Source organism: Roseinatronobacter sp., assembly GCF_051859525.1.
In the GTDB taxonomy this organism is placed as follows: domain Bacteria; phylum Pseudomonadota; class Alphaproteobacteria; order Rhodobacterales; family Rhodobacteraceae; genus Roseinatronobacter.
This window is the reverse complement of record NZ_JBHYFM010000011.1, coordinates 10,311-36,309: the sequence shown is the minus strand read 5'-3', so window position 1 is coordinate 36,309 and position 25,999 is coordinate 10,311. Positions and strand designations below refer to the sequence as shown.

General features: G+C 61.6%; 15 protein-coding genes. 7 read left to right on the top strand and 8 right to left on the bottom strand.

Annotation, left to right across the window (positions count from 1 at the left end):
* Positions 1-78 precede the first annotated feature (78 nt).
* A complete protein-coding gene (pncB, locus tag ACTIE1_RS10260) occupies positions 79-1,368 on the bottom strand; it encodes a nicotinate phosphoribosyltransferase (protein WP_439562667.1) in 1,290 nt (429 codons plus the stop codon).
* 2 nt (positions 1,369-1,370) lie between these two features.
* A complete protein-coding gene (gene pncA / locus ACTIE1_RS10255) occupies positions 1,371-1,967 on the bottom strand; it encodes a bifunctional nicotinamidase/pyrazinamidase (RefSeq protein ID WP_439562666.1) in 597 nt (198 codons plus the stop codon).
* A gap of 101 nt (positions 1,968-2,068) precedes the next feature.
* Between pncA and trhO the strand changes: the two genes are divergently transcribed.
* Positions 2,069-2,986, top strand: coding sequence for an oxygen-dependent tRNA uridine(34) hydroxylase TrhO (gene trhO, locus ACTIE1_RS10250; protein ID WP_439562665.1), 918 nt, complete (start codon positions 2,069-2,071; stop codon positions 2,984-2,986).
* Positions 2,987-3,096: 110 nt separating this feature from the next.
* Here the strand turns inward: trhO and ahcY are convergent, their stop codons facing one another.
* The gene (ahcY, locus tag ACTIE1_RS10245) at positions 3,097-4,488 is read right to left on the bottom strand and encodes an adenosylhomocysteinase (RefSeq protein ID WP_439562664.1); all 1,392 of its coding nucleotides are present in this window, start codon (positions 4,486-4,488) and stop codon (positions 3,097-3,099) included.
* 208 nt (positions 4,489-4,696) lie between these two features.
* Between ahcY and ACTIE1_RS10240 the strand changes: the two genes are divergently transcribed.
* From ACTIE1_RS10240 to ACTIE1_RS10215, 6 genes are read left to right on the top strand one after another with little or no spacing between them, the layout of a single operon-like run.
* The gene (locus tag ACTIE1_RS10240; protein ID WP_439562663.1) at positions 4,697-6,517 is read left to right on the top strand and encodes an autotransporter assembly complex protein TamA; all 1,821 of its coding nucleotides are present in this window, start codon (positions 4,697-4,699) and stop codon (positions 6,515-6,517) included.
* Entirely contained in the window at positions 6,514-10,365 is a 3,852-nt protein-coding gene (locus ACTIE1_RS10235; RefSeq protein WP_439563368.1) for a translocation/assembly module TamB domain-containing protein, read from the top strand. Before ACTIE1_RS10240 ends, ACTIE1_RS10235 begins: the two co-directional genes overlap by 4 nt.
* 15 nt (positions 10,366-10,380) lie before the next feature.
* Positions 10,381-11,139 (top strand): SDR family oxidoreductase, encoded by a 759-nt coding sequence (locus ACTIE1_RS10230; RefSeq protein WP_439562661.1) that lies wholly within the window; start codon positions 10,381-10,383, stop codon positions 11,137-11,139.
* Positions 11,136-11,750, top strand: coding sequence for an enoyl-CoA hydratase/isomerase family protein (locus ACTIE1_RS10225; RefSeq protein WP_439562660.1), 615 nt, complete (start codon positions 11,136-11,138; stop codon positions 11,748-11,750). The genes ACTIE1_RS10230 and ACTIE1_RS10225 overlap by 4 nt, the downstream gene beginning before the upstream one ends.
* A gap of 43 nt (positions 11,751-11,793) precedes the next feature.
* Entirely contained in the window at positions 11,794-12,147 is a 354-nt protein-coding gene (locus ACTIE1_RS10220; protein WP_439562659.1) for a hypothetical protein, read from the top strand.
* A gap of 38 nt (positions 12,148-12,185) precedes the next feature.
* Entirely contained in the window at positions 12,186-12,680 is a 495-nt protein-coding gene (locus ACTIE1_RS10215; RefSeq protein ID WP_439562658.1) for a copper chaperone PCu(A)C, read from the top strand.
* Between the two features lie 168 nt (positions 12,681-12,848).
* On the opposite strand, the gene ACTIE1_RS10210 is transcribed toward ACTIE1_RS10215, so the two are convergent.
* From ACTIE1_RS10210 to ACTIE1_RS10190, 5 genes are all read right to left on the bottom strand, one after another.
* Positions 12,849-13,166: a hypothetical protein gene (locus ACTIE1_RS10210; protein WP_439562657.1), complete on the bottom strand. Its 318-nt coding sequence runs from the start codon at positions 13,164-13,166 to the stop codon at positions 12,849-12,851.
* 269 nt (positions 13,167-13,435) lie between these two features.
* Entirely contained in the window at positions 13,436-14,116 is a 681-nt protein-coding gene (locus ACTIE1_RS10205) for a 4'-phosphopantetheinyl transferase family protein (protein ID WP_439562656.1), read from the bottom strand.
* Positions 14,113-18,624 carry a MupA/Atu3671 family FMN-dependent luciferase-like monooxygenase gene (locus ACTIE1_RS10200; RefSeq protein WP_439563367.1) on the bottom strand — a complete coding sequence of 1,504 codons (4,512 nt, stop codon included), beginning with the start codon at positions 18,622-18,624 and terminating at the stop codon, positions 14,113-14,115. Before ACTIE1_RS10200 ends, ACTIE1_RS10205 begins: the two co-directional genes overlap by 4 nt.
* Before the next feature lie 13 nt (positions 18,625-18,637).
* The gene (locus tag ACTIE1_RS10195; protein ID WP_439562654.1) at positions 18,638-19,621 is read right to left on the bottom strand and encodes a glycosyltransferase; all 984 of its coding nucleotides are present in this window, start codon (positions 19,619-19,621) and stop codon (positions 18,638-18,640) included.
* 5 nt (positions 19,622-19,626) lie between these two features.
* On the bottom strand, positions 19,627-25,977 hold the full coding sequence (locus ACTIE1_RS10190) for a type I polyketide synthase (RefSeq protein ID WP_439562653.1): 6,351 nt from the start codon (positions 25,975-25,977) through the stop codon (positions 19,627-19,629).
* Between the last annotated feature and the right edge of the window lie 22 nt (positions 25,978-25,999).

The window sequence follows — 25,999 nt, the reverse complement described above, 5'->3', positions numbered from 1 at the left end:
GGTTGCAGCGTCTGTCACCAAAAATCGGTGTGACAAAGCGCCACTTGCGCAGAAATCTGCTGTGACGGTTACCAAAGGTTAAACAACCACAGGTTGTGCGTCCTGATGCCCTGTGCCGAATACGCGCCTGTATCGGGCGATCTCTGACATTGGGCCCATTGCCTTGTTGGGATTGTCCGACAGCTTGACCGTTGGTCGCCCGTTCACTGCGGCGGCCTTGCAAACAAGGCTGAAGGGCGCAAGCCCGTCATCAGGGGCCAGCCCGCGAAAATCGTTTGTCAGCAACGTCCCCCAACCGAAGCTGACCTTCACGCGGCCGGTAAACCTGTTGTGCAACTCCTCTATGCGGTCCACATCCAGCCCGTCCGAGAAGATGACAAGTTTTTCGCGCGGGTCCTGCCCCCGATCCTGCCACCAGCGTATGGCGGTTTCAGCACCAGCCACAGGGTCGCCCGAATCAATACGAATGCCGGTCCAGTCCGACAGCCAGTCGGGCGCATTGTTCAGAAAACCGTCACTTCCATAGGTATCGGGCAAAATGATGCGCAAATTGCCCGAATGCTCGGCCTGCCAATCGGCCAGCACCTGATAGGGCGCGCGCGCCAGCGCCGCATCATCAGGGGCCAGCGCGGCATAGACCATGGGCAATTCATGGGCGTTCGTGCCAATCGCCTCTACCTCGCGGCGCATGGCGATCAGGCAGTTTGACGTGCCGATGAACCGCTCGCCCAGCCCTTCGATCATGGCCTGCACGCACCAGTCCTGCCACAGGAACGAATGCCGCCTGCGGGTTCCGAAATCGGCAATACGCAACCCGCTGGTCTGTTGCAGGCGCGTGATCTTTTCCCATAAACGTGTCATTGCGCGCGCATACAGGACTTGCAGTTCAAACCGTTTCATACGGCCCAGAACCGCCCGCGACCGCAATTCCATCAAGACCGCAAGGGCGGGAATTTCCCATAACATCACCTCGGACCAGGTGCCCTCGAATGTCAGTTCATATTGATCGCCCGCGCGTTCCAGATGATAGGGCGGCAGGCGAAACCCCTCGAACCATTCCATGAAATCGGGCCGGAACATCTGGCGTTTGCCATAAAACATATTGCCGCGCAAAAACGTGGATTCCCCGCGCGACAGGCTTAGCGTGCGAATATGGTCCAACTGCTCGCGCAACTCCGCTTCATCGATCAGATGGGCCAGCGGGATATGTGTGGCACGGTTGATCAGGCTGAACGTCACCTGTGTATGCGGGTGGTTGGTAAAAACGGACTGACACATCAAAAGCTTATAGAAGTCGGTGTCGATCAGGGATCGCACAATCGGGTCCATTTTCCAGCGGTGGTTATACACGCGGGTCGCAATATCCATGCTCAGACCAGTTCCACACCGGCGCCGCGCAGGTTCTCAAGCGCCTGTTCCATGGACCCGTTCACGTCAATCCCCCGGCACAGCGATGTCAGAACGCGCACCTTATAGCCCAGACGCGCCGCATCCAGCGCCGACCACGCGACGCAGAAATCCGTGGCCAGGCCGGCGAATTCCAGTTCAGTGATCCCGCGTGTACGCAAATACCCGTCCAGCCCTGTTTGCGTGGTCCGGTCATTCTCAAAGAAGGCGGAATAACTGTCGATATCGCGGCGGAACCCCTTGCGCAGGATCAGGTCTGCGCGATTGGTATCCAGATCGGGGTGAAATTCCGCGCCCTTGCTGCCCTGCACACAATGATCCGGCCACAACACTTGCGCGCCATAAGGCATGTTCACCGACTCCATCGGTGCGCGGTCCTTATGCTGCCTGGCAAAGGAGGAATGACCCACAGGGTGCCAGTCCTGCGTCAAGATCACTGCACCCGCCTGTGCCATCCGCGCGTTGATCCCCGCAACAACGCTGTCCCCATCAGTCACGGCCAATGCACCACCGGGGCAAAAGTCGTTTTGCATGTCGATCACGACCAGCGCATGGGTCATGTTCCGCCCTCCTGTCTGTCGGCTCATGGCTACGCACACAATCGCGCTGCGTCAATCCCGCAGGCTTGCGTCGCGCAAAACTCGGCAGTAAACGCAGACACATGCTGACAGTTGCCGCACTCTATCACTTCACCCGATTCGATGACCCCGCCGCATTGCGCGGGCCGCTGCTTGCGCTTGCGCAAACGCATGGCGTCAAAGGGTCGCTTCTGCTGGCGCGCGAAGGGATCAACGGCACCATTGCCGGCACGCGCGCGGGCATTGACGCGGTGCTGGCTCATATTCGCGCCCTGCCCGGCTGCGCGTCCCTCGACTGGAAGGAAAGCCCGGCTGAAACCATGCCGTTCGGCCGTATGAAAGTGCGGCTGAAACGCGAAATCGTTACCATGGGCCAGCCGGATGTCGACCCCCGCGCAGGCACCGGCCATTATGTCGCGCCGCAGGACTGGAACGATTTGATAAGCGCGCCGGATGTTGTGGTCATTGACACCCGCAATGATTACGAAGTGGCCATTGGCACATTCAAGGGCGCGATCGACCCCGAAACAAAATCCTTCCGTGACTTCCCGAAATGGTGGGAAGACAACCGCGACCGGTTTCACAACAAACGTATTGCAATGTTCTGCACCGGCGGCATCCGCTGCGAGAAATCAACGAATTTCCTGTTGCAACAAGGCATAAACGATGTCTATCACCTGAAAGGCGGTATCCTGAAATATCTGGAAGACGTGCCCGCAGATCAAAGCATGTGGCAGGGTGCATGTTTCGTATTTGACCAGCGTGTGTCCATTGAACACGGGCTGAAACCCGGCCCGCATGTCATGTGTCACGCCTGCCGCCGCCCGCTTTGGCCAGAGGATACACAACGCCCCGAATATGAACAGGGCGTGCAATGTCACCATTGTGTCGATGAATTCACTGACGCGCGCCGCGCGGCATTCCGAGAACGCCAACACCAGATCACCCTGGCCGAAGCGCGCGGGACACGTCATCTGGGCCTAAGTCCCGAAAACCCCTGACCGGGACATTCCGGCAGGATTTCATCTTGCCAGAAATACTCAAAACCGCCCGTAGCGCAGCGCAGGGCCAGAAGGACCAAAAAGGGGGCCGCAGCCCCCTTTTTTCGATATCAATAACGGTAATGCTCGGGCTTGAACGGCCCTTCGACCGCAACCCCGATATAACTGGCCTGATCGGCGCGCAATTCGGTCAGTTTGACGCCAATACGCTCCAGATGCAGGCGCGCAACCTTTTCATCCAGCGCCTTTGGCAGGATAAACACACCCGGCGCATATTCGTCGCCTTTGCTCCACAATTCGATCTGGGCCAGAACCTGGTTGGTGAAACTTGCCGACATCACGAAACTGGGGTGGCCGGTGGCATTGCCAAGGTTCAGCAGGCGGCCTTGCGACAGCAGGATCATGCGGTTGCCTGACGGCATTTCGATCATGTCCACCTGGTCCTTGATATTGGTCCATTTGTGGTTTTTCAGGGCGGCCACCTGAATTTCATTGTCGAAATGCCCGATATTTCCGACGATCGCCATGTCCTTCATCTCGCGCATATGCTCGATGCGGATCACGTCCTTGTTGCCGGTGGTCGTGATGAAGATATCTGCGGTTTTCACCACATCTTCAAGCAACACCACCTCGAACCCGTCCATTGCGGCCTGCAAGGCGCAAATGGGGTCAACCTCGGTGACTTTCACCCGCGCGCCTGCCCCCTGAAGGCTGGCGGCGGACCCTTTGCCCACATCGCCATAGCCGCACACCACGGCAACCTTGCCTGCCATCATGGTGTCGGTGGCGCGGCGGATCCCGTCCACCAGCGATTCCTTGCAGCCGTATTTGTTGTCGAATTTCGACTTGGTTACGCTGTCATTTACGTTGATCGCAGGGAAAGGAAGCTGCCCTTTCTTGTGCAATTCATACAGGCGGTGGACGCCGGTGGTGGTTTCCTCGGACACACCTTTTATCAGGTCGCGCTGGCGGGCGAACCAGCCCGGGCTTGCGGCAAGGCGCTTCTTGATCTGGGCGAACAGGAACTCTTCTTCTTCGCTGGTGGGCACGGCGATCAGGTCGGTTTCGCCGGCCTCGACCCGCGCGCCCAGCAGGATATACATGGTGGCATCGCCACCATCATCAAGGATCATGTTCGCGCCGCCCTCGAACTGGAAAATCTGGTCGGTATATGTCCAGTATTCTTCCAGCGTTTCGCCCTTGATGGCGAAAACAGGTGTGCCACCTGCGGCAATCGCCGCCGCGGCGTGGTCTTGTGTGGAATAGATGTTGCAAGACGCCCAACGCACATCGGCACCAAGGGCCACCAGTGTTTCAATCAGAACAGCGGTCTGGATGGTCATGTGCAGCGATCCGGCGATCCGCGCCCCTTTCAGCGGCTGGGCTGCGCCGTATTCTTCGCGCAGCGACATCAGGCCCGGCATTTCCGTTTCGGCAATAGCTATTTCCTTACGCCCGAATTCTGCCAGCGCAATATCCTTGATCACATAGTCTTGAGACATCCGCCCAAGCTCCTTTTTCAGATGAATTCTTTGGGGCGACATAGCACTCGAACCCCTACCCAACAAGGGCGCGCGGCAGTATTGGTCAATGAAGTGCGAACAGGCAGAGTGTCGCCGCCGCCCAAAGTTTGGAGTTGTTCCCTTACGCCCGATCTGCAACAACATTCAGATAATGCGTCACAGTTGTTATTCATGGGTGGATAGCCGGTTGAAAAAACCACAGGGGGGTGCGCGTGGCCGCTTGGCTGTCATGGCGCAAACACTTGTTTTTGGTATGGTTCTTGCCCAGCCTGCGGCAGGGTTTCAAGACTTGCGTTTTACTGTCACCGGTGGCGACACCGCATTGGAACAGGTCTTGCAACAAGCGTCCCTGCTGCGCGATGCGCGGGCCGAAGGGCTGTCCGACCCGTTCGAGGTGTTCACGATCGCGCGTGCCGAATATGGCCAGCTGATTGGCCTGTTCTATGAAGCGGGCTATTACGCGCCGGTCATCAGTGTCCGGATTGACGGCCGCGAAGCTGCGGATATCTCGCCTTTGAACCCGCCGGCAAATATTGGTGTCATTGATGTCCAGCTTAGTGCTGGGCCGCCGTTTGTGTTCGGGCGGGCACAGATCGGGCCGCTTGCGCCGGAAACGGATGTGCCCGGCGCCTTTGCCACCGGACAGCCCGCGCGCAGCACGGTTATCCGCGACACGGCAGGCACAGTTATTGATGGCTGGCGCGATCTGGGCCATGCCAAGGCCGAACCGGTCAACCAGCAGATCACCGCGCGCCACCCCGCGCAGCAGTTGGATGTTGATGTCGCCATTGACCCCGGCCCGCGCTTTACCTTTGGCCAGTTGCGCCCCAGTGGGCAGGAACGCACGCGACCAAACCGGATTGTGAAAATCGCGGGCCTGCCCACGGGCGAGGTCTTCTCGCCCGATGATGTGCAGCGTGCCGCTGAACGGCTGCGGCGCACCGGCACCTTTGCGTCCGTCGCACTGCGCGAGGCCGAGGAAGGCAACCCTGACGGTTCGCTCGACATTAACGCCGCAGTGGTCGAAGCGCCGCTGCGCCGGATTGGCGCAAGCATTGAACTGGACACCGAAAGCGGTGCCAAACTGTCGGGCTTCTGGTTGCATCGCAACCTTCTGGGTGGCGCGGAACGGTTGCGCATCGAGGCCATGGTCGGCGGGCTTGCCGCACGGCGCGGCGGACGCGATTACCGTCTGGCGCTGGAATTTTCACGCCCTGCCACATTCACACCCGACACCACCCTGAACCTTGGTGTTCTGGCCGAGAATGAACGCGAGGATGATTTCCGCGCCCGCCGCGCGCGGCTGGATATCGGGCTGTCGCACAGGTTCAGTGATGAACTTACCTTCGGTGCGGGTCTGGGTGTTCTGGTTGAACGGGCGCGGTTCGGTTCGGACCTTGAAATCCGGCGGAACTATCGCCTGCTTTTATTGCCGCTGATGGTGGAATGGGACCGGCGCGACGATGAGCGTTCGCCCACCAGCGGGACATATATTCAGGCCGATGTCACGCCGTTTTTCGGGGTTGCTGCCGCCGATAGCGGTGCGCGCGCCTATGTGGATGCGCGCAGCTATTACGGGTTTGGTGATGACAGCCGGTTCGTGCTGGCAGGACGCGCGCAGGCGGGCGCGATCTTCGGCGCGAATATTGACCGCACACCGCGCGATTTCCTGTTTTATTCCGGTGGCGGCGGGTCCGTGCGGGGCCAGCCCTTCCGGTCGCTGGGTGTCTCGCCCGATGGTGTACGTTCTGGCGGGCGCGGGTTTGCCGCGTTGTCGCTGGAAGGACGGATGCGCGCAACGGAAACGATTGGTCTGACAGCCTTCGCCGATGCGGGCTATGTGTCCGAAGGTGTGTTTACTGGCCCGTCGGGCTGGCATGCGGGCGCGGGTGTGGGCATACGGTATGACACACCCATCGGTCCGCTGCGGCTGGATGTGGGCTTGCCTGTGCGCGGCGACACAGGGCGCGGTCCGCAGCTTTATCTTGGTATAGGGCAGGCGTTTTGAGGCGGCTTCTACACCTTATATCCATGGCGCTTGTGTGTCTGCTGGTGGCGTTTCCCGTAAACCTGCCCGCACAGGGCCTGGAGGAGATTGCGCCCGACCCAAGCGAAAGCGATGTGGGTTTTCTGACGCGTCTGCTGCAAGACAGTCTGTCGGATCGGGGCCGCGCGGTCCGGATAACGGGGTTTCGCGGCGCGCTGTCATCCCGCGCGACATTTGACGAAATGACCATCGAGGATGATGACGGGGTCTGGCTGCGCGTGACGGGTGCGGCGTTGCAATGGAACCGGTCTGCCCTGTTCCAGCGCCGTATCGAGATTGCCGAGATTTCGGCGCAGCGTGTCGAAATCCTGCGCGCGCCAGTGGGCGAGGAGTCTGACGAACTGGTGCCGATGCGCCGGTTTGAATTGCCGGAACTGCCCGTGTCCATCAATCTGGGACAGTTGGCCCTGGACGAGGTGATCCTGGGCGCGCCCCTGCTTGGGCAGGAATTGCGGGCGGGCATCAGCGGGCGCGCGGCGCTTGCGGGCGGGGAAGGCGATGCACGGTTGCAAATCGACCGTCTGGATGATGTTGCAGGCCAGTTCCTGCTGGATGCCAGCTTTTCCAATGATACCCGCATCCTGTCGCTGGACCTGAATATCGAGGAAGCAGAAGGCGGTCTGGCAGTCACGCTTCTGGATGTGCCCGGCCTGCCATCTGCCGCGCTTCGCGTGCAAGGCGACGGGCCGATAGACAATTTTGAAGCGGATATCACGCTGGACACTGACGGGCAGCGCCGTGTTGCGGGCGAATTTGCCTTGCAGACCACCCTGCCCGGCGTTGCGCAGGCCGTGCGGCTGGACCTTGGCGGGGATTTGCGGCCGCTGCTGCAACCGGAATTCCACCAGTTTTTCGGCGATGACAGCCGTTTGCGCACACAGGCCCGCCGTTTCGATGATGGTCGCCTGTCGCTGGACAACCTGCGCATCCAGACCGAGAAATTGCAACTGGACGGGCGTGTGCGCATGGGTGCGGACAACCTGCCCGAACTGATTGACCTGCGCGGCGAAATCCGGGACCGCAATGGCGGGCGCGTGCGGTTGCCGGTCGGCGGGTCCGATACCAGTATCGAACAGGCAGATTTGCGGCTGGGTTTTGATGCCGAAACCAGCGAGGATTGGGAACTGGTGCTGGACCTGATCGGGTTCGACAATGGCGATATTTCGGTCGAAAGCCTGTTCGTGAACGGTTTGGGGCGGATCACGTCACAAGGGTTCGGCGAAGATATTGACGTGGTTGACGCGCTTATCGACTTTTCTGCGCTGGGCCTGTCTGCGCGCGATCAGGGCCTGTCCGAGGCATTGGGCAGTTCCATGACCGGATCTGTCGCGTTCATCTGGCGTGAAGGGCGGCCCCTGTTGCTGCCGGGTGTGCTGCTGGAGGGGCGGAATTTCAGTATTAACGGGCGCGCGCGTCTGGAAGATGGTGTTGTGTTCGCCGATGGGCAGGCGGAATTTCTGGACATATCGCGCTTGTCGACACTGGCGGGCCGCGATCTGTCGGGTTCGGTGCGCGCGCGCGCACAAGGGCGTATCGGGCCGCAGCGGGACCAGTTCAGTGTGGAAACCAGCGTTAGCGGGAATGACCTGACATTCGGGCAGGAACAGCTTGACCGCCTGCTGGCTGGCGAAAGCGTGATTTCGTTGAATGCCGAAGGGCGTGACGGGTCCGTGACCATCCGCGAACTGACCGCACAGGCACAGACGTTAAGCGCGGATTTACGCGGGCAGGTCTCGCCAGAAGATATTCGGTTGCGTGGTGATCTGGATTTCGCCGATCTTGCGGTTCTGGGCGGTGAATTCGGCGGCGCGATTGATGCGCGTATCGCGGTGGATGGCCCGCTTGAACGTGAAACGGTCACGATTGATGCGCGCGCGCGTGACCTGACAGTGGGCCAGCCGGATGCAAATCGTGCCCTGCGCGGTGAAACGCGGCTGCAAATTCGGGGCCAGCGTGACGGCGCGGCGTTTGATCTTGCCGCGCTGGACCTTGAAAACGCTGTGCTGACCTTGTCGGCCAACGGGCGCTATGCGGCAGGTGCATCGCGGCTGGATGCGGAATTCGGACTTGGGGCGCTGGCGTCCATCCGATCAGGGTTCGGCGGCAGTCTTCGCGGCACTGTCGCCTTGCGTGAAGATGGCGAAACACGCGCCCTTGATCTGGATATGACTGCGCGTGACCTGCGCCTTGGCAATGATGTGGCGAACCGTTTGCTTGCGGGCACCAATCAGCTAAATGCGCGCGTGATCCAGCGCCCCGATGCGCTGCTGATCGAGGATGCGCGCCTTGCCGGTCCGAATGTCACGGCCACAATTTCGGGCAATAGCGTTCAGGGCCGCCCTGCCATGACAATCGATGCACAGTTGCGCGATCTGGCCCTGATTGTGCCGGGAATTGTGGGTGCTGTTACAGTGTCGGGGGATGTGCGCGACACGGGCGATGCCTTCGTGCTGGATATTGCAGCATCGGGGCCAGCGGGCCTGTCGGTGCAGGCGGCGGGCAGCATTTCGCGCGATTTGCGCGCCGATTTGCGTGCCAGCGGCACTGGCGACATTGCCCTGATCAACCCGCGGCTGGAGCCGCGCTCGGTGCAGGGGCCTGCGCGGTTTGATGTGTCGGTAAACGGCCCGCTTGCGCTGGCTTCGGTGTCCGGCACTGCCGAGGCGACGGGCGCGCAGCTTGTCCTGCCGCAACAGAATATCCGTATCACCGACCTTGCTGCGCGCGCCCAACTGTCCGGCGGGCGTGCCGCGATTGATGTGCAGGGCCGCGCAGTTGCGGGCGGCACGCTTGCACTGACAGGCAATATTGACCTGATGCCCCCCCTGAATGCCGATCTGCGCGCAACCCTGAGCGATCTGCGCATACAGGACCCGCAATTATACCAGACAGATGTGTCCGGTCAGGTCGCGATCACCGGCGCCCTGACACAAGGTCCAAACCTTGCGGGGTCACTGGTTCTGGACGGCACCGAAATTCGTATTCCGCGCGTGGGTCTGGTGTCGCGCGGGTTTATACCACCGGATATCCAGCATCGCGGCGAAGCGGGGCCTGTGCGTGAAACCCGCCAGCGGGCCGGTATTTTCGCGGGCGAAACGCATGGGCGTGTCCGCCGTCCGGCAACGCTGGATCTGACGATTGACGCCCCCAACCGGATTTTCATTCGCGGGCGCGGACTTGATGCCGAACTGGGCGGGCAGTTGCGCCTGACCGGCACCACTGCGGACCCTATTCCCATTGGCCAGTTCGCGCTGATCCGCGGGCGGCTGGATTTGCTGGGCAACCGCTTCACCCTGAACGAAGGGTTTGCCAGCCTGCAAGGGGATCTGGTGCCGTTCGTGCGGTTGGTGGCATCGACCGAACGCACCGGCGTAACGGCCCGTATTGTGCTGGAAGGGCGCGCAGATTCGCCGGAGATACGGTTCGAGTCGACCCCCGAACTGCCCGAGGAAGAAGTGGTGTCGCTGCTGCTGTTCGGGCGGGGCTTTGAAACCCTTAGCGTGTTTCAGGCCGCGCAGCTTGCCTCATCTCTGGCCACATTGTCCGGCCGCAGCGAAGGTATCCTTGAACGCCTGCGCCGCAATATCGGGCTGGACGATCTGGATGTGCGCACGGATGAGGATGGCGAAACCTCTATCCGGTTGGGGCGCTACCTGACCGAGACAATCTATACCGATCTTGAGGTTGAACCGCAGGGCGACAGCGAAGTGTCGATAAATATCGACCTGTCGCCATCATTGACCGCACGCGGGCGCGTCGACAATCGCGGGCGCGTGGGGGTCGGGCTGTTTTTTGAACGCGATTACTGAATGACGGGGGCTGACATGGGTTTTGATGCATCTTCGCTGGCGGGCAAGGTGGTTCTGATTACGGGGGCAAGCCGCGGCATTGGCGCGGCGGCGGTACGGGCCTTTGTGGCCGCTGGCGCACAGGTCGGCATGGCTGCACGCAGCGTTGACGCGCTTGATACGCTGGCGCAGGAAACCGGCGCTGTCCCTGTGCCCTGTGACGTGGCCGATTTTGCCGCCGTGCAAGCCGCGATCGACACCATGTGCCGGCGTTTCGGGCGGCTGGATGTGTTGATCAACAACGCTGGGGCGATTGACCCCATTGGCCTGCTGTCCGAGGTTTCACCTGATGAGTTCGGGCGCCTGATCGATATAAACCTGAAGGGCGTGTTTCATGGCATGCGCGCGGCGCTGCCTGTCATGCAGGCGCAGGGCGGCGGCAGTATCATAACCGTGGGGTCGGGGGCTGCACATAACCCGCTGGAAGGGTGGGGTGCCTATTGCAGTTCCAAGGCGGGCGCATTGATGCTGACGCGCGTGGCCGATACCGAAGCGCGCGCGCGGGGTCTGCGCATCCTGAGTCTGTCACCCGGAACTGTGGCCACGGATATGCAGCGCGACATCAAGGCCAGCGGTGTGAATGCGGTCAGCCAGCTGGACTGGTCGGCACATATTCCGCCCGAATGGGCCGCGCAGGCGCTGGTCTGGATGTGCACACCGGATTCGGATGACTGGATCGGGCGCGAAGTGTCCTTGCGCCAGCCCGACATCCGCGCGCGTGTGGGCGTGCAATGATCCATGTGCAGGACGCAGGCGGCGTCTGGACGCTGACGCTGGATCGTATCGACAAGGCCAATTCCCTGACTGCCGCGATGCTGCAAGACCTGTGTGATGGCGTTGATGCGGCCAGTCGCGCGGGGGCGCGTGCGCTGGTTCTGACAGGGCGCGGCAAGGTGTTCAGCGCAGGTGCCGATCTGGAGGAAGCGCGCGCAGGGTTGGCCACATCGGGCTTGTGGGAAGCGTTATCGGGGCGCATTGCATCCGCCCCCTGCCTGACGATTGCGGCGCTGAACGGCACGCTGGCGGGTGGTGCATTCGGCATGGCGCTGGCCTGTGATCTGCGTGTGGCAGTGCCGCAGGCCAAATTCTTCTATCCGGTGATGAAACTGGGGTTTCTGCCGCAACCGTCCGACCCCGCGCGACTGGCCGCGTTGGTGGGACCGGCGCGCGCAAAAATGATCCTTATGGCAGGTGCGCGCATTGACGCGCCCGAAGCGCTGGCATGGGGGCTGGTGGACCGGCTGGCAGAACCTGATGCCGTGTTGGCGGACGCCATGGCCCTGACGGCAGACGTGGCAGCCGCATCGGGCGAACATGTCGCGGCCATAAAGCGCATGATCCCCTGATATGCCGCTTTTCATAGTCGGGCGAACGGCATAGATTGGCCGCATGTTAAAACTGATGCGCAGCTTGTCCGGTGTTGCGCTGGCGCTGTCATTGGCGCTGGCCAGTATCGGCTTTGTTCAGGCGCGTCATCTTGCGGCGGGCGCGCAAACGCTTGTTATCTGCACGGGCTATGGTCTGGTCTCCATCACGATTGATGCAGACGGCAATCCCGTTGAATATACGCTCCCATGCCCCGATTGCGTGATGCCTGTTGTCGCCGGTCTGTTTGATCCGGAGTTGATGCCGGTCGTTTTATCGCGGGCCTATGATGTGCAATGGGATTCGGGTGCGCCGGTTTTGCATGCGGCTGCGGCGGGGTTCTGGGCCAGATCGCGCGCACCGCCGGAACCTGTCTGATTGCGGAAAAACCCAACTGTCAGACAAGGAATCACAGAATGAAAAAACTAGTTTTGACGACTGCTGTGGCAGTCACGTTTGCCCTGCCCGCCATTGCGTGTGAATTGGAAGTTCATGACGCTTATGCGCGCACATCGACGGCCATGTCGCAATCGGGTGCGGCGTTCATGCATATCATGAACCAATCCGCCACAGACTGCCGCATCATTGGCGCGCGGTCTGATGTGGCGCAACGCGTGGAATTGCATACCCACATGGAAGATGCGGATGGCGTCATGCGCATGATTGAGGTTGAAGAGGGGTTCACCGTCCCGGCCCAAGGCATGCATGCCCTTGCGCGCGGCGGGGACCATGTCATGTTTCTGGGTCTGAACCAGTCCCTAAGCCACGGCGATGACGTGGCGGTAACGCTGGTGCTGGAAAACGGCGAGGAGCTGGAGCTTGTGATCCCCGTTGATCTGGAACGCGGTGCCGATCACGGCGGCGGCCATGACCATGGCCATAGTCACGGGCATAGCCACAGCCACAACTAGCGCATGTTGCGCAAAAGCGGGAACCGGTTCTGAGCTTCTCGGACACGCGAAATCAATAAGTTAGAGCATGTCTGCTGAATGCGACAGCCTCAATAAACGAACAAGACCCCGAACCATGTTCGGGGTCATTGGCGGGGCATGTCTGAAAAGGGGTGCCCCTTTTGCGGTTCAGCGGCCTGTGCAGAATTGTTCAGCACGGTCCCCGAACGCACGATAGCGCGCCCAGAAAGCATTGTCGCGGTCGCTTTTGGACATGCGCACATCCTGCGCAAGCTGCGGATCACGGAAGAACGCTGCCGCACGGCGTTGTTCAGCGCGTGTCAGCGTTTCATTCGCAACAGACCCGATACACCGGCACAAGGACCGCGTTGCCTGCGCACGGTCGGACCGCAAACAGGCGGTTTCAATCGCGCTTGCACTGGCGGGGGTCGGGATTGCGGGGATGATGAATGCCGAAAGGGTGGCGGCAATCAGTGTTTTCTTCATTCTGCCCTCGATTCTTTCTGACTCTGGGATGCTGATGCCGATTCTTATGATCGGTTGGTTAAAAAACTACAGCAAGCTGCCTCTGATAGAGTGGTTGTGGCGCAATTATATCAGAAAGGCGGGGGTTTTTGCCAATGAATTTCAGGAATTGGTCACCATGTCGCGATCACCTGCAGCGGTTCCTTACATATTGCGCAGGCGGGGTTCAAACCTACCATCCATAGACGGGGCGCGCGGCTGAACGTGCCAGTTTTGCAACCGCCTGCGGGTCAGTTGTGACGAATTTCAACAGCGGTGATGATACTGTTTGAAAGAATCGAAAAACGGCCATCGAATCGCGTGCCGCAGGGCAGGTTGGGAACATCCTGCTGCAACTGCGCCACAAAACGCCCTGTTGCCAGATCGGGCGTCAGGTCAAGCGCGTGAAAATCGATCAAACACCGGCTGATCTGGTATTGCGCCTTATAGACGGCTTCTTTTGCGGAAAACACCAGACGGGCAAAATTTCCGCGCTGTGTGGGGCCAAGGCCAGCCAGCCAAAGCAGGTCGTTCTGTGTGCAGATAACGGGCCACAGGTTGGGTTCCAGCGCGGTTGCAGGTTCCATATCAAGGCCCAGTGCCAGAATGTCGGGGTCGTCCGTGACCACGGCCAGCGCGTCATGGTCGGTATGTGTGATGGACCCTGCCAGACCGGCGGGCCAGATCGGCGCACGATCATCGCCATGCAGAACGGGGCGGGCCACATGGCCAAGCTGGTCCATGGCGCTGCGCGCTGCGGCGCGTCCGGCGGCAAATTCGCGTGCGCGTTTGGCACTGACCTGTTCAATCGCAAGCACTTCATCGCCCATCAGGCGGGGCATGGGGGCTGTGGGGTCCGCCCAGCCCATGGCAACCCTGTCGCTGAACAGGGGGCGGGCATATTCCGCAAGGCAAAAACGCTGTTGAATCACCCGCGACCAGCCCTTTCTGCGCGCATGGCACGCCGTTTGGCCATGGCCTGCATTCTGTCGGATGGGGCTGCCGTGGCTGGCGCTGCGGCGGGTGGTGGCGGGGCCGTGCCTGTATGCTGAACTGGGGCAAGCGGGCGCTGTTTGCTGTCCAGATGGCGCGCAAATTCGCCCAGCACCGGAAAGCGGAACAAATCGGTGATCGACAGGCCGGGTATGTTCAGGCGCGTGCGCATTTCGCGGTGTGCCTGCACGGCCAGAAGCGAGTGCCCGCCCAGATGAAAAAAATTATCCGCCGGACCAACCTGCGCAACACCCAGCACATCGCACCAGATCGCGGCAATCTGGTCCACTGTGCCACTGCCTGACGCCACAGGTGCCGCGCCCTTGGCGCTGTTTGCCGGTTGTTGTGCGGCGGCGGGGGCAGGCAGGGCCTTGCGGTCGATTTTCTTGTTGGGGGTCAGGGGCATTTCGGCCAGCGGTACAAAATGCGCGGGCACCATATGCGCGGGCAGGCGCTGCGCCAGTGCGGCGCGCAAATCACCCGCAGGGCTGCCAGTGTAATAAGCGACCAGCCTGATATCACCGTCACGATCCTCGCGGGCGATGGCGACAGCGGCGGTAATTCCGGGTTGGGCGTCAAGGGCAGCTTCAACCTCGCCCAGTTCGATGCGGTGCCCGCGAATTTTCACCTGATGATCGACACGGCCCAGAAACCGGATACCGCCAGCCCCGTGCCTGACCAGATCGCCAGTACGATACAGCCGCCCCGCGCCGAACGGGTTTGCGATGAAACGGCTTTCGGTCAGGTCCGGCTGGTTCCAGTAGCCGCGCGTCACCCCGTCACCGCCAATGAACAATTCGCCTTCGCCAGTGGGCTGCAAGCTGTCATCAAGGATATAAACCTGCGTGTTGGCAATCGGGGTGCCGATGTCCGTGATTCCGGTGCCGCCCTTGGTTGGTTGGGTCGTGGACCAGATGGTGGTTTCGGTCGGGCCATACATGTTTTGCACCGGCTGGCCTGTCAGTTGCGCGATGTCGCGCGCCAGAACACCCGGCAGGGCCTCGCCGCCGATCAGGACATTCTTGACCGTGGCAAGTGCTGCGCGGCTGTCGTCATTCATGGCCAGCATGCGCGCCATTGACGGGGTGCATTGCAGATGCGTGACCTTGTGGCGGTGTATCTGTGCCGCGATCGAATAGTCATCGTCGGGAATATCCACCCCTGCATTGGTGCGCTTGACGACTTCGGCCAGCGGGAACAGCCCTTCCAGAACCTGATCGGTGTTGATGCCGTAATCAATCAGGCAGGCAATCTCGGTCACGCCAATCGCCTTGAGTTGCTCTACCCGCCCCAGACAGTCCTCAACGGTGCCGAACAGGCCGGAATCTTCGAAATAGCGGTTGAAGGCGAAATCAAGAATACCGTCCACTTCGTCCTGTGACAGGGATGACAGGTCGATATCCATGGGGTTTTTCGCACCCTGCGGGCGTTTGAACGCCGGAAAGGCCCATGCATATTGCTTTACCAGACCGGCTGCCGCCAGAAGATAGGATTTCATCGGGCCGCGTGCCACTTCGCGGGCATGGTCGCGGTCGCGCGCAACGAAGCTGTGCAACATCAACGTCACGGTAAAATCGGCGGGGTCATGGCCCGCGTCGCGCAGGGCTTCATGATAGATGGTGATCTTCTCGGCCACCTCGGGGATGGATTGGCCCAGCAGGTGGGTCAGCACATTCGCGCCCAGCCGCCCGGCGTCGCGCCAGGTTTCGGGGTTGCCCGCCGTTGTCAGCCAGATGGGCAATTCGCGCGATACCGGACGCGGCAGGGTTTGCACCTGCACCGGCCCGTCGCCCTTGTCAAATTCGACCGCATCGCCGCGCCATAGTTTGCGCAGCGTGTCGATCATGTCGAACATGGCCTGTTTGTTATTGGGCGGGCGGTTTTCGGGGCGAATGACAAAATCCACAGGGTGCCAGCCAGACGCAATGCCCAAGCCCGTGCGCCCGTTGGTCAGGTTGTCGATCATCGCCCATTCTTCGGCTATGCGCACCGGATGGTGCAGCGGCGCCACGCAAGACCCTGCACGCACCGCCAGATTCTGCGTGACCGCTGCCACGGCCGCGCCAGAAACAGACGGGTTGGGGAACGGCCCGCCAAAAGCGTGGAAATGGCGTTCAGGGGTCCAGATCGCGCAAAACCCGTGTGTGTCGGCAAATTTCGCGCCTTCCAGCAGCAGGCGGTATTTCTGCGGCCCCTGGCCGTCATCATTGCCCCAATACATCAGGCTGAAATCCATGGGCTTGTCGTTTATGCGCACCGGCCCGCGCGACACGGCAGTGCGGTCCTGATCGCCCATAAGCACAAGTTTGAAGCCGCGCGCCAGTGTCCAGAACAGTTCCAGCACCGAAATGTCGAAACTTAACGATGTGACGGCCAGCCAGACACCGGGCGGGTCGTGGCGGATGCAGTCGTCCATGCCGGCAAAGAAATTTGCGACATTGCCATGTTCGACCATCACGCCCTTGGGTGTGCCGGTGGAACCGGATGTATAGATAACATAGGCCAGATTGTCGGGGGTGACGGAGCTGACGGGGTTGGTGTCAGGTGCAGCGCCAAGGCGCGTGTCCGTGTCCAGTTGCAAAAGCGCTGCGTCATGGCGGGGCAGAATGTCCAGATGGGCATGTTCCGTGACCAGAACGGGGGCGGCGGAATCGTGCAGGTAATGCGCCAGCCTGTCCGCCGGATAGGCAGGGTCAAGCGGCACATAGGCGCCGCCTGCCTTCAGGATACCAAGCGCGCCAATCAGCAGGTTTGGCCCGCGCGCGGTACACAATGCGACCGGCGTGTCGGGCGTGACGCCCATTTCCGCCAGAACATGCGCAACGCGGTTGGCGCGGGCATTCAGCTGTGCATAGGTCAGGGACTGGTTTTCAAACGACAGCGCAATGGCGTCAGGGGTTTCGCGCACCTGCGCCTCAAAGGCGTGATGCATGCAGATGCGGTCATAGGGTTTATCTGTCGCGTTCAGTTGCGCCGCAAGCGTATTGTCAGCGCCCTGCGTGGCTGTCATTGCGGCCCTGATGCGCTGTGCCTCGGCGGTTCCGATCAGCGCGGGATCATACCGCATGTCGCCTGTTTCAAGGTCGAGTGTGACGGCACCTGCGTCAGCCGTAGCATTGCGGGTCACCACGATATGCGGCATGTCGATCAGGCCCAGAAAGGGGTCGCGCGCGCTGATGTCGCGGGCAAATCCGGGGGCTTTTGCGGCGAGAGTCAGGCGAGATTCAATCTCTGCCACAGGATCGGCGCGGCGCAGATCGATCTGCAGGGGAACCCAGCCGGAAATATGGTCCGGCGCAGCGGCGGCAGCGTCATGGGTTGCCGCAGTGAACAGGGCCATGTCCAGTTGCGACACACCAAACTGGCGCGCAAGGGCGGTGCCGAATGCGGCAATGACCTGTGCATCCGGCCTGTCCGCCAGCGCCAGCGTCAGTGTTTCACGCTGGTCCGATTGCGGTGCCAGTGCTGGGTTGCCGGTCATTTTGCGCAGGGCATCGCGCCAGCGCTGGTCCCCATTGGTGATGCGCGCCATGGCTTGGCTGACGCCTTCGGGGGGCGGTGTGATGGTGTCGCCTTTGGTGACATATTGCCTTGCGTTCAGGGGCAGCCCCTGCATGCACAGCAACCCCGATATATGCAGCGCCCCGTCGCCGCAGGCCACGGTCAGGCTGTCTGCATCCACGTCCAGTATCTGTCCAGCCGGTCCCTGACCCGCGACAACCCGCGCTGTGCCGATGCAGGCCAGCTGCGCGCCAAGGCGCAGTTTGGCGGCACATAGGGGGTTCCAGTATGGCCCGTGATCCAGGGCGCGCACCATGCGGTCCAGTTCGGTCGCGGTGCGCGTGAAATCCAGCACACCGTCATGCGCGGGACGGTCATTGCGCAAATGCACGCTGCGCGCGGTTTTGCCCTGCGGCTGGCCGGTCACGTTGCCGCGTTCCAGCATGTCCAGCACTTGCGCGAAACTTTCGACCCCTGCGGCAAAACACTTGGCATTCAGGGTCAGGGCCGTGTCATCCGGCGCTATGTCAAAGGTCGCCTGCGCCAGAATATCGCCTTCGTCGACTTTGTCGGTGATAAGATGCCATGTGATACCATGTTGCGCATCGCCCGCCATCAAGGCCCAGACAGGGGCATTCAGCCCCGCGTGCTGCGGCAATGGTCCGTCATGGAAGTTCACGGCCCCCTGTCGCGGCAGCGCCAGAACATCGGGGGACAGCACACGCAACCCTGCAATATTCAGCAACCAGTCGAACGAAACCCCGCCAAGACGTGCAACCAGACCGGCGCCGGGGGTGATTACGGGTATGCCATGCCCCTTGGCCCATTGGACAAGCTGCGTGTTGGTTGTGACCAGGGCCGCGATGCTGTGCCCGCGCGCCAGCATTTGTTCGCTGCATTCCGCAAGCAGGCTTTCATCACCGACGACAACACTTGAAAACAACATATACCACCCATCTTTAGGGCGCGTTTTGCGTCCCTGCCTGCACCTGAGGGGCCTTCGAGCCCGACATTAGCGTTCTGAACAAATGTGCCACAAGATCACGGAGAAAATATGGCGGAATTCGATCCTCTTTCTGTTCCAGATACCGGCGCACCTTCCAGATACCGGCGCCCAGCATGTAAGAAATTGTCGCAAGAACCAGATATCCGGCACCAGCGGTCTTGCGATAGTAATGCGCCCGCGAGTCGAACCAGTAATCCGGCACGCGCCGTTTGTTTGTCATGCCGGTTGTAACCGACCCGATATGCATGACGCTGGCCTGTGGCACATGCATCCCCGTCCAGCCTGCTGCGCGGGCGCGGTGACACAGTTCCGTTTCTTCAAAATACAGGAAAAAGGTTTCGTCAAACAGTCCGATCCGGTCCAGCATACTGCGACGCAACATCACACTGGCGCCTGAACACCAGTCAACCGCGCAGGTCTCCGGCGGGAAGTCCATGGGCACGCGGTAGTTGCGCAGCAAACGGGTGATTATGCCGGTATTTGCCGCCGCCTCGAATTCCGACAGGACCGAGGGGAAGTGAAACGCCACCTCATGGGGGGTGCCATCCTCGCCGCGCACGGCGCTGCCTGCGAAGCCGGTCTGGGGATGCGCGATCATATGATCCCGCAGCAGGCGGATTGCGTCAGGGTCAGGGAAGGCGTCGGGGTTTAGCAGATAGACGAAATCGGGGCGTTCCCCGTTTGGCAAACCGGCGGCAATGCCTGTGTTATTGCCAAACCCGAACCCCCCGTTATGCCCCGATTGCAGGACCCTGACACGCGGCATGTCGCGCGTCTTGTCACACAGAAATTCAAATGACCCGTCCTGACTGTCATTGTCCACGATGGTTATTGCGCCATCAATGCCCTGCATTGCAACATGCGCGGATTGCGCGGATTGCAGCGTCATTCCGGCGCTTTTGTAATTGACAATTACTGTCAGAACAGTTGCGTTCATGCGTGTTACTCGGCTGCTTGCTGTATTTCCGGCGCGGGCATCAGGGCGCGCAATCGTGACACCAGAACCCGCACATTGGGTTCCAGAACCATACTGTCATGGTCGCCCGGCACCTCGATCACGCGCAGGTTCGGGGCGAAACGCGTCCAGTCATTGTCGGCGAAAACATATTCGCGCTGGCTGCTGACCCAGTTGCCGCCCGACACTTTCCAATGCCGGTCCAGCGGGGGGCGGAACAGAACCAGATTGCCGTTCCATGGCTGCACCTGATAGGCGGCCACAGCACGGCGAAAGGCCGCCTCGATTGCGGTGTTATGAAAGGCATCATCGCTGTCTGCGGCAGGGCCTGCGGCAAGCGTGCGTTTCCATGCCTGACGTGCGCGCCACCATTCCAGCACATATCCCGGCCCCTTGCGGCGCAGTTCGGCCAGCTTGATCAGGGCCTTGTCGGGGCGCGTCAGGGCAGGGCGGACGGGCAGCGGGGTGTCCAGCAGCACCACAAGTTCGACCGTCTCGCCCGCAGCTTCCAACTGGCGCGCAATTTCATAGGCTGTGATCCCGCCCCCTGAAAACCCGCCCAGCATATAGGGGCCATGCGGTTGCACCTGCCGCATTTCGGCAATGTAGTCGCGCGCTGCGTCTTCAATCCGGTCATGGGGGGTGTCACCCCCCAGCAACCCGCGCGCCTGTAGCCCGTAAAACGGCCTGTCCCGCCCGATCAACAGCGCCAGATGGCGCAGGTTCAGCACATTGCCGAACATTCCGGCCACAAGGAAAAACGGTGTTTGCGCAGTTTCATGCTGGCCGTCCATTGGCACCAGATGGGTGAATGTCGCGCGGGCGGGCGGGCTGGACTGCGGTTGCGGGGTGTCTGCTTCAGGGTCCAGCCCTGTCTGTTCGGCAATCATGGCGGCGCAGGCCGCGATTGTGGGCGCCTGAAACAGCACGGATATGGGGAAATCCACCTGATAGGCTTTTTTCACCCGCGCAAACAGGCGCACGGCAATCAGCGAATGCCCGCCAAGATCAAAAAAGTTGTCATCCACCCCGATCCGGTCCACGCCCAGCAAATCCTGCCAGAACCCTGTCAGCGTGCGTTCAATGTCATTGCGTGGCGCGACCAGTTCAGTGCCAAGGTCTGGGCGGTCGAATTTGGTCTGGGGTTTGGCTGTTGCGTCATGATCGGCTTGTGCGATCAGGGCGCGCGGGTCGATGGACGACACGACAAGGGCCGCATGGTCCGACCGCAGGGCGCGCAAGAAGGCAGCGGCCCCTTCAGCGGGTGTAATTCCAAGGCCCAGCATGTCGCGCAGGCGTTCTTCTGCTGGTGACAGGGCAGGGTTGGCGGGGGTGTCATGCTCCACCTCGGAGGGGCGCAGGGGGGGCGCGTCACCAAAGGCAGCATCGGTCAGTTGCTTGATGGTGAAGCGCCGGATCTCGACCAGAACGCGCCCGTCCGGTGTGGCCAGCGTCAGGTCAAAACTGGCAAACTCCGTGTCAGTGTCGGTGTCAGTCTCGGGGCACAGCCGCGCGTGGCTGACAATGCGCGCGGGCAACCCGGCAAAGACGGTCACGCGGTCATAGGAAACCGGCACCCAAAGCGCGCGGGCGTCATAGCCGGGGATCAGCCGCATGGCCCAGCCGGTGGCCAGATCCATAAGCGCGGGGTGCAGCACATGGCCCGCGTCCAGATCGCCATGAAACGCGGCAGGCAGGTCCAGATGCGCCAGCCCTTCGCCGGTGCCATAGGCGGTGCGGGTAATGACGCGCCAGCGCGGGCCGAAATTCAGATGCGCCTCTTGCGGGGTGGGCAGGCCGTTGCCTTCGGCCCTATCGGGGCAGCGTGCGGCAATGGCGGCGGGATCTATCGGGGCGGGGGTGTCTGGCGTGGCCAGCACCACATTCGCGCGCGCATTCAGCACATAGCCCGTTGTGCCGCCTTGCCGGACATCGCTGCGCAGGGCAAAATCATAGCCCGCCTTGGTGCGCGTCACTGTGGCGCGCAGCTTGCGCGTGGCATTCTCATGCACAGTAAGGGCGCGCAAAAGCCAGACATCGCGCAATTCAAACGGGCCGTTCTCGCCCTGTGCGCGCAGCGCCTGTGCGCACAGGTCCAGATAGGCGGTGCCGGGCAAAATGGCGGTTCCGTCGCTGGTGCGGTGCTGGTCCACAACCCAATGGCTTGTGTCCAGTTGCAGGGTCAGGCGGCGGTTGCCGGCGGCGTCAAAATCCATCGTATCATATAGCGGCTGTGCGCAGGGGGTTGCATGGACAGCGGGGGTCTGGCCCAGACGCGCGGCCATTGCGTCGGCGGCCATGCCGGCATTGGCCCATATGCCCCAGTTCAGCGACAGCACGCGGGTTTTCCCGCCGGTCCGCGCCCGTGCAAACGCGTTCAGGTATTCATTCGCGGCCACATAATCCACCTGACCCACGGGTGTGGTCAATGTCGATGTGGACGAAAACAGCACCAGCACATCCAGCGCGCCATCGGGCAGCAATGCGTCCAGCACTTGCAACCCGTGCAGTTTGGGGGCCAGCACATCTTCCACATCGGCGGGGGATTTGCCCAGAAGGGGCGCATCCGCGATATGCCCTGCCGCATGGATCAGCCCGTAGGGCGCGCCGAAGGTGTCGCGCGCCCCGTCCAGCGCGCGGCGCATCTCATCAATATTGCACACATCGGCGCAGGCCACATGGACCTGCCCGCCCAGTGCTTCCAGCCGCGCTATGGCCTGAATGCGCAGGCTGGTCCGGTCTGCGGGGGAATTGCTGGCCAGCCATGCGTCCCAATCGCTGCGGTCGGGCAGGGGGGTGCGGCTGACAAGCGTGATGCGCGCGGCGCTTTTTGTAATCAGCGCCTCGGCCAGTGTCAGGCCAATGCCGCCGAAACCGCCGGTAATGACCCAATGCGCACCTTGTGGCAGGTCTGGCAATTCATCTGGCAAGGGCGCGGGGCGGATAGTCTGCACATAGCGCCGTTGCCCGCGCAGCATGGCGGTGGTGTTGGCGGGGGTGGCGCAAAGGTCTTCCAGCAGGGTTTGGGTCAGGTCGGCGCTGGCCACGTCAATATCCAGCGTGGCGCAGGTCAGGCCCGGCATTTCGCGCGGGGCCACACGGGCGGGGCCAGCGATCATGGCCTTCTCCGGATGGGCCAGCGGCTGGCCGTCCAGCGCTTGTGCGCCATGGGTGATGATCGTCAGGTGAACCGGCAGGGGCAGGTTTTCGGACTGGATGGCCTGCGCCAGATACAGCAGGGAGTAGAACCCCTGTTCCAGATTGCGGTGTATCGCACTGGACCCCGGCCTGTAGGTGTCGCGCGGGTCGGCAAGCCAGAAATGCCCGATGCGGGTGGGGGTCACACCGCCCGCGATCAGGTCTTGCAGAAGCTGCATATACCCGTCCGCGCCCTGTTCGGGGGCCAGTGTATAACTGTCTGCGGATTTGCGCGCGAAGGTGTCGCCCGCCTGCACGTCGATCACGCGCGCGCCGCTGCCACGCAGTTGCGCAATTACGGGCGCGGCAATGCCCGCGTCATCTGCAAAAATCAGCCATGTGTCGGACAGGGCGGACAAATCGCGGGTTACATCAATCTCGCAATCGGCATAGGCTGGTTTCCAGCCGGTCGCAAACCCCCATTGGGTGACATCATCGATGCGGTCCAGCGCGGGGGTATCGGCGGCGCTGCTGGTGCCCGGTTCAATGAAATAGCGCGCGCGCTGGAACGGGTATGTGGGCAGGCGCAAGCGCTGGCGGCGCGCATCGCCCCAGATTTGCGCCCAGTCAAATTGCCCGCCCAGTGCCCAGATACGCCCAAGCGTGCCCATGTGATACAGATCATCGGCAATATCTTCGTCAGGGTGGCGCAAAGCCGACAGCACCTGTTGTCCTGCCACGGCCCCGTTCATGCGCGTCAGCGACGACAGCGCCTTGCCCGGTCCCATTTCCAGATAGATGCGGTTGGGACGCGCCGCCAATGTGGTGATGCAATCGCCAAACAGCACAGTATTGCGCAGGTGCTGCACCCAATATTCGGGATCGCAAGCCTGTTCCGGCGTCAGCGGCTGGCCGGTGCGGTTGGAAATGACGGGCAGTTGCGGGGCGTTCAGGGGCACGCCCTGCAAAAACGCGCGGAAGCGGTCCAGAATGGGGTCCAGCATGCGACTATGTGCAGCAATGTCGATAGGCACGCGCTGGGCGGCAATGTCATCTGCGCGCAATGCCGCGTCCAGCTGGTCAAGGGCTGCTTGCGGGCCGGATATGACCGTCAGTTCCGGCGCGTTCAGCGATGCAATGTCGTGGTCCGGCCCCAGATAGGGGCGCAGCGCGTCCAGCGACAGCGGCACAGACAGCATGCCGCCCGCGGGCACAGTGTCGAACAATTGCCCGCGCAGATGCACCAGATCAATGCAATCTTCAAACCCGATGACACCGGCCAGCGCGGCGGCGGTGTTTTCGCCCATGGAATGGCCCACCAGCACCGACGGGGCCACCCCCCAATCGATGAACATTTGCGCCAGCGCGTATTCGGTCATCATGATCAGCGGCAATTGCACGGACGGGCGTTTCAGCGCTTCGGTCGCGTGGTCCATGTCCTGCGGGTCCGGCAGCCACAGCGCGCGCAGGTCATAGGCCAGTTTGGGTTGCAGATGGGCCAGCCCGCGATCCATCCATTCCGCAAAGACAGGCTCGGTTTCATACAACTCGCGGGCCATGCCCGCATATTGCGCGCCCCCGCCGGGGAACATGAACACCATATCGGGGTTGTCCAGCGCGGTATGGGTGAACACGCGGGCGGGGTTGTCGGCGTCCAGCAATGCGCTTGCATCTTCATGGGTTTCGGCCACGACAATGCGGCGCTGGGCGAATGCGGTGCGCCCTTCGCGCAGGGTGAAGGCCACATCGGCCAGCGGCTGGTCGGGATGGGTGCGCAGATGGGCAGCAAGGTTGCGCGCGGCATCGTCCAGCGCGGGCTTGTTGCGTGCCGACAGGGTCAGAAGCTGGAAGGGCCAGTCGCTGGCGTCAGACGGGGCGCGCGCGGGCGCTTCTTGCAAGATGACATGGGCATTTGTGCCGCCCACACCCAGCGAATTTACGCCAGCGCGCAAGGGACCATTGCCCTGCCACGGTGTCAGGCGGTCATTGACCACAAAGGGGGTCGCGTCAAAATCAATGGCGGGGTTGGGCGCTTCATACCCAAGGCTGGGGGGCAATTCGCGGTGTTCCAGTGCGGACGCCACCTTGATCAAGCTGGCCACGCCGGCGGCTGTGTCCAGATGGCCGATATTGGTTTTCACCGATCCGATACGGCAAAAGCCGGTCTTGTCGGTCGTTGCACGAAATGCCTGTGTCAGTGCGGCAATTTCAATGGGATCGCCCAGATATGTGCCGGTGCCGTGGCATTCCACATAGGACACGCTGTCAGCGGATATGCCCGCGACAAGATGCGCTTCGGACACGGCGGCGGCCTGCCCTTCGACAGACGGGGCCAGATAGCCCGCCTTGGCCGCGCCGTCATTATTGACCGCACTGCCCTTGATGACGGCGATGATATGGTCGCCATCCGCCAGCGCATCGGACAGGCGGCGCAGCACCACGGCACCTGCGCCCGACCCGAACACCGTACCTTGTGCGCGGTGGTCAAAGGCGTGGCATTCCCCGTCCGGCGACAGGATTTCGTTTTCCTTGAACAGATAGCCGCGCCCGTGGGGCAATTCGATGGTGACGCCCCCCGCAAGCGCCATGTCGCATTCCCCCGTCAGCAGCGATTGCACAGCATAATGCACGGCCACCAGCGATGTGGAACAGGCTGTCTGCACATTGACCGACGGGCCGCGCAGATCGAAAATATGACTGACGCGGGTGGCCAGAAAATCCTTGTCATTGCCGGTATGGCGCAACAGGAACATGCCCACATCATCAACCAGATGGGGGTTTGAACACAGGTTGAAATAGAAATAACTGCCCATGCCGCAGCCGGAAAACACCCCCACAGGGCCATCGAATGCAGCGGGCGGGTGGCCTGCATCCTCGAACGCTTCCCAGGCGACTTCCAGAAACTGGCGGTGTTGTGGGTCCAGAATGGCCGCCTCCTTGGGGGAAAAGCCGAAGAATTCGGGGTCGAACTCGGCAAAGCCGTCCAGCGTGGCGGCATGGGGCACATAGTTGGGTTTGCGCAATGTTGCAGCTGTTTCCCCAGCGGCGCGAAGCTCGCCCTCGCTTAGTTGGCGGATGGCGCTGCGCCCGGCGCGCAAATTGTCCCAGAAATCAACAACAGACCCCGCACCCGGCAAATGCGCGGCCATGCCGATCACGGCAATGTCGTTTTCGCTGAACTGGTCTGGAAGGTCGGTCATAATATTAAAACTTTACCTATGT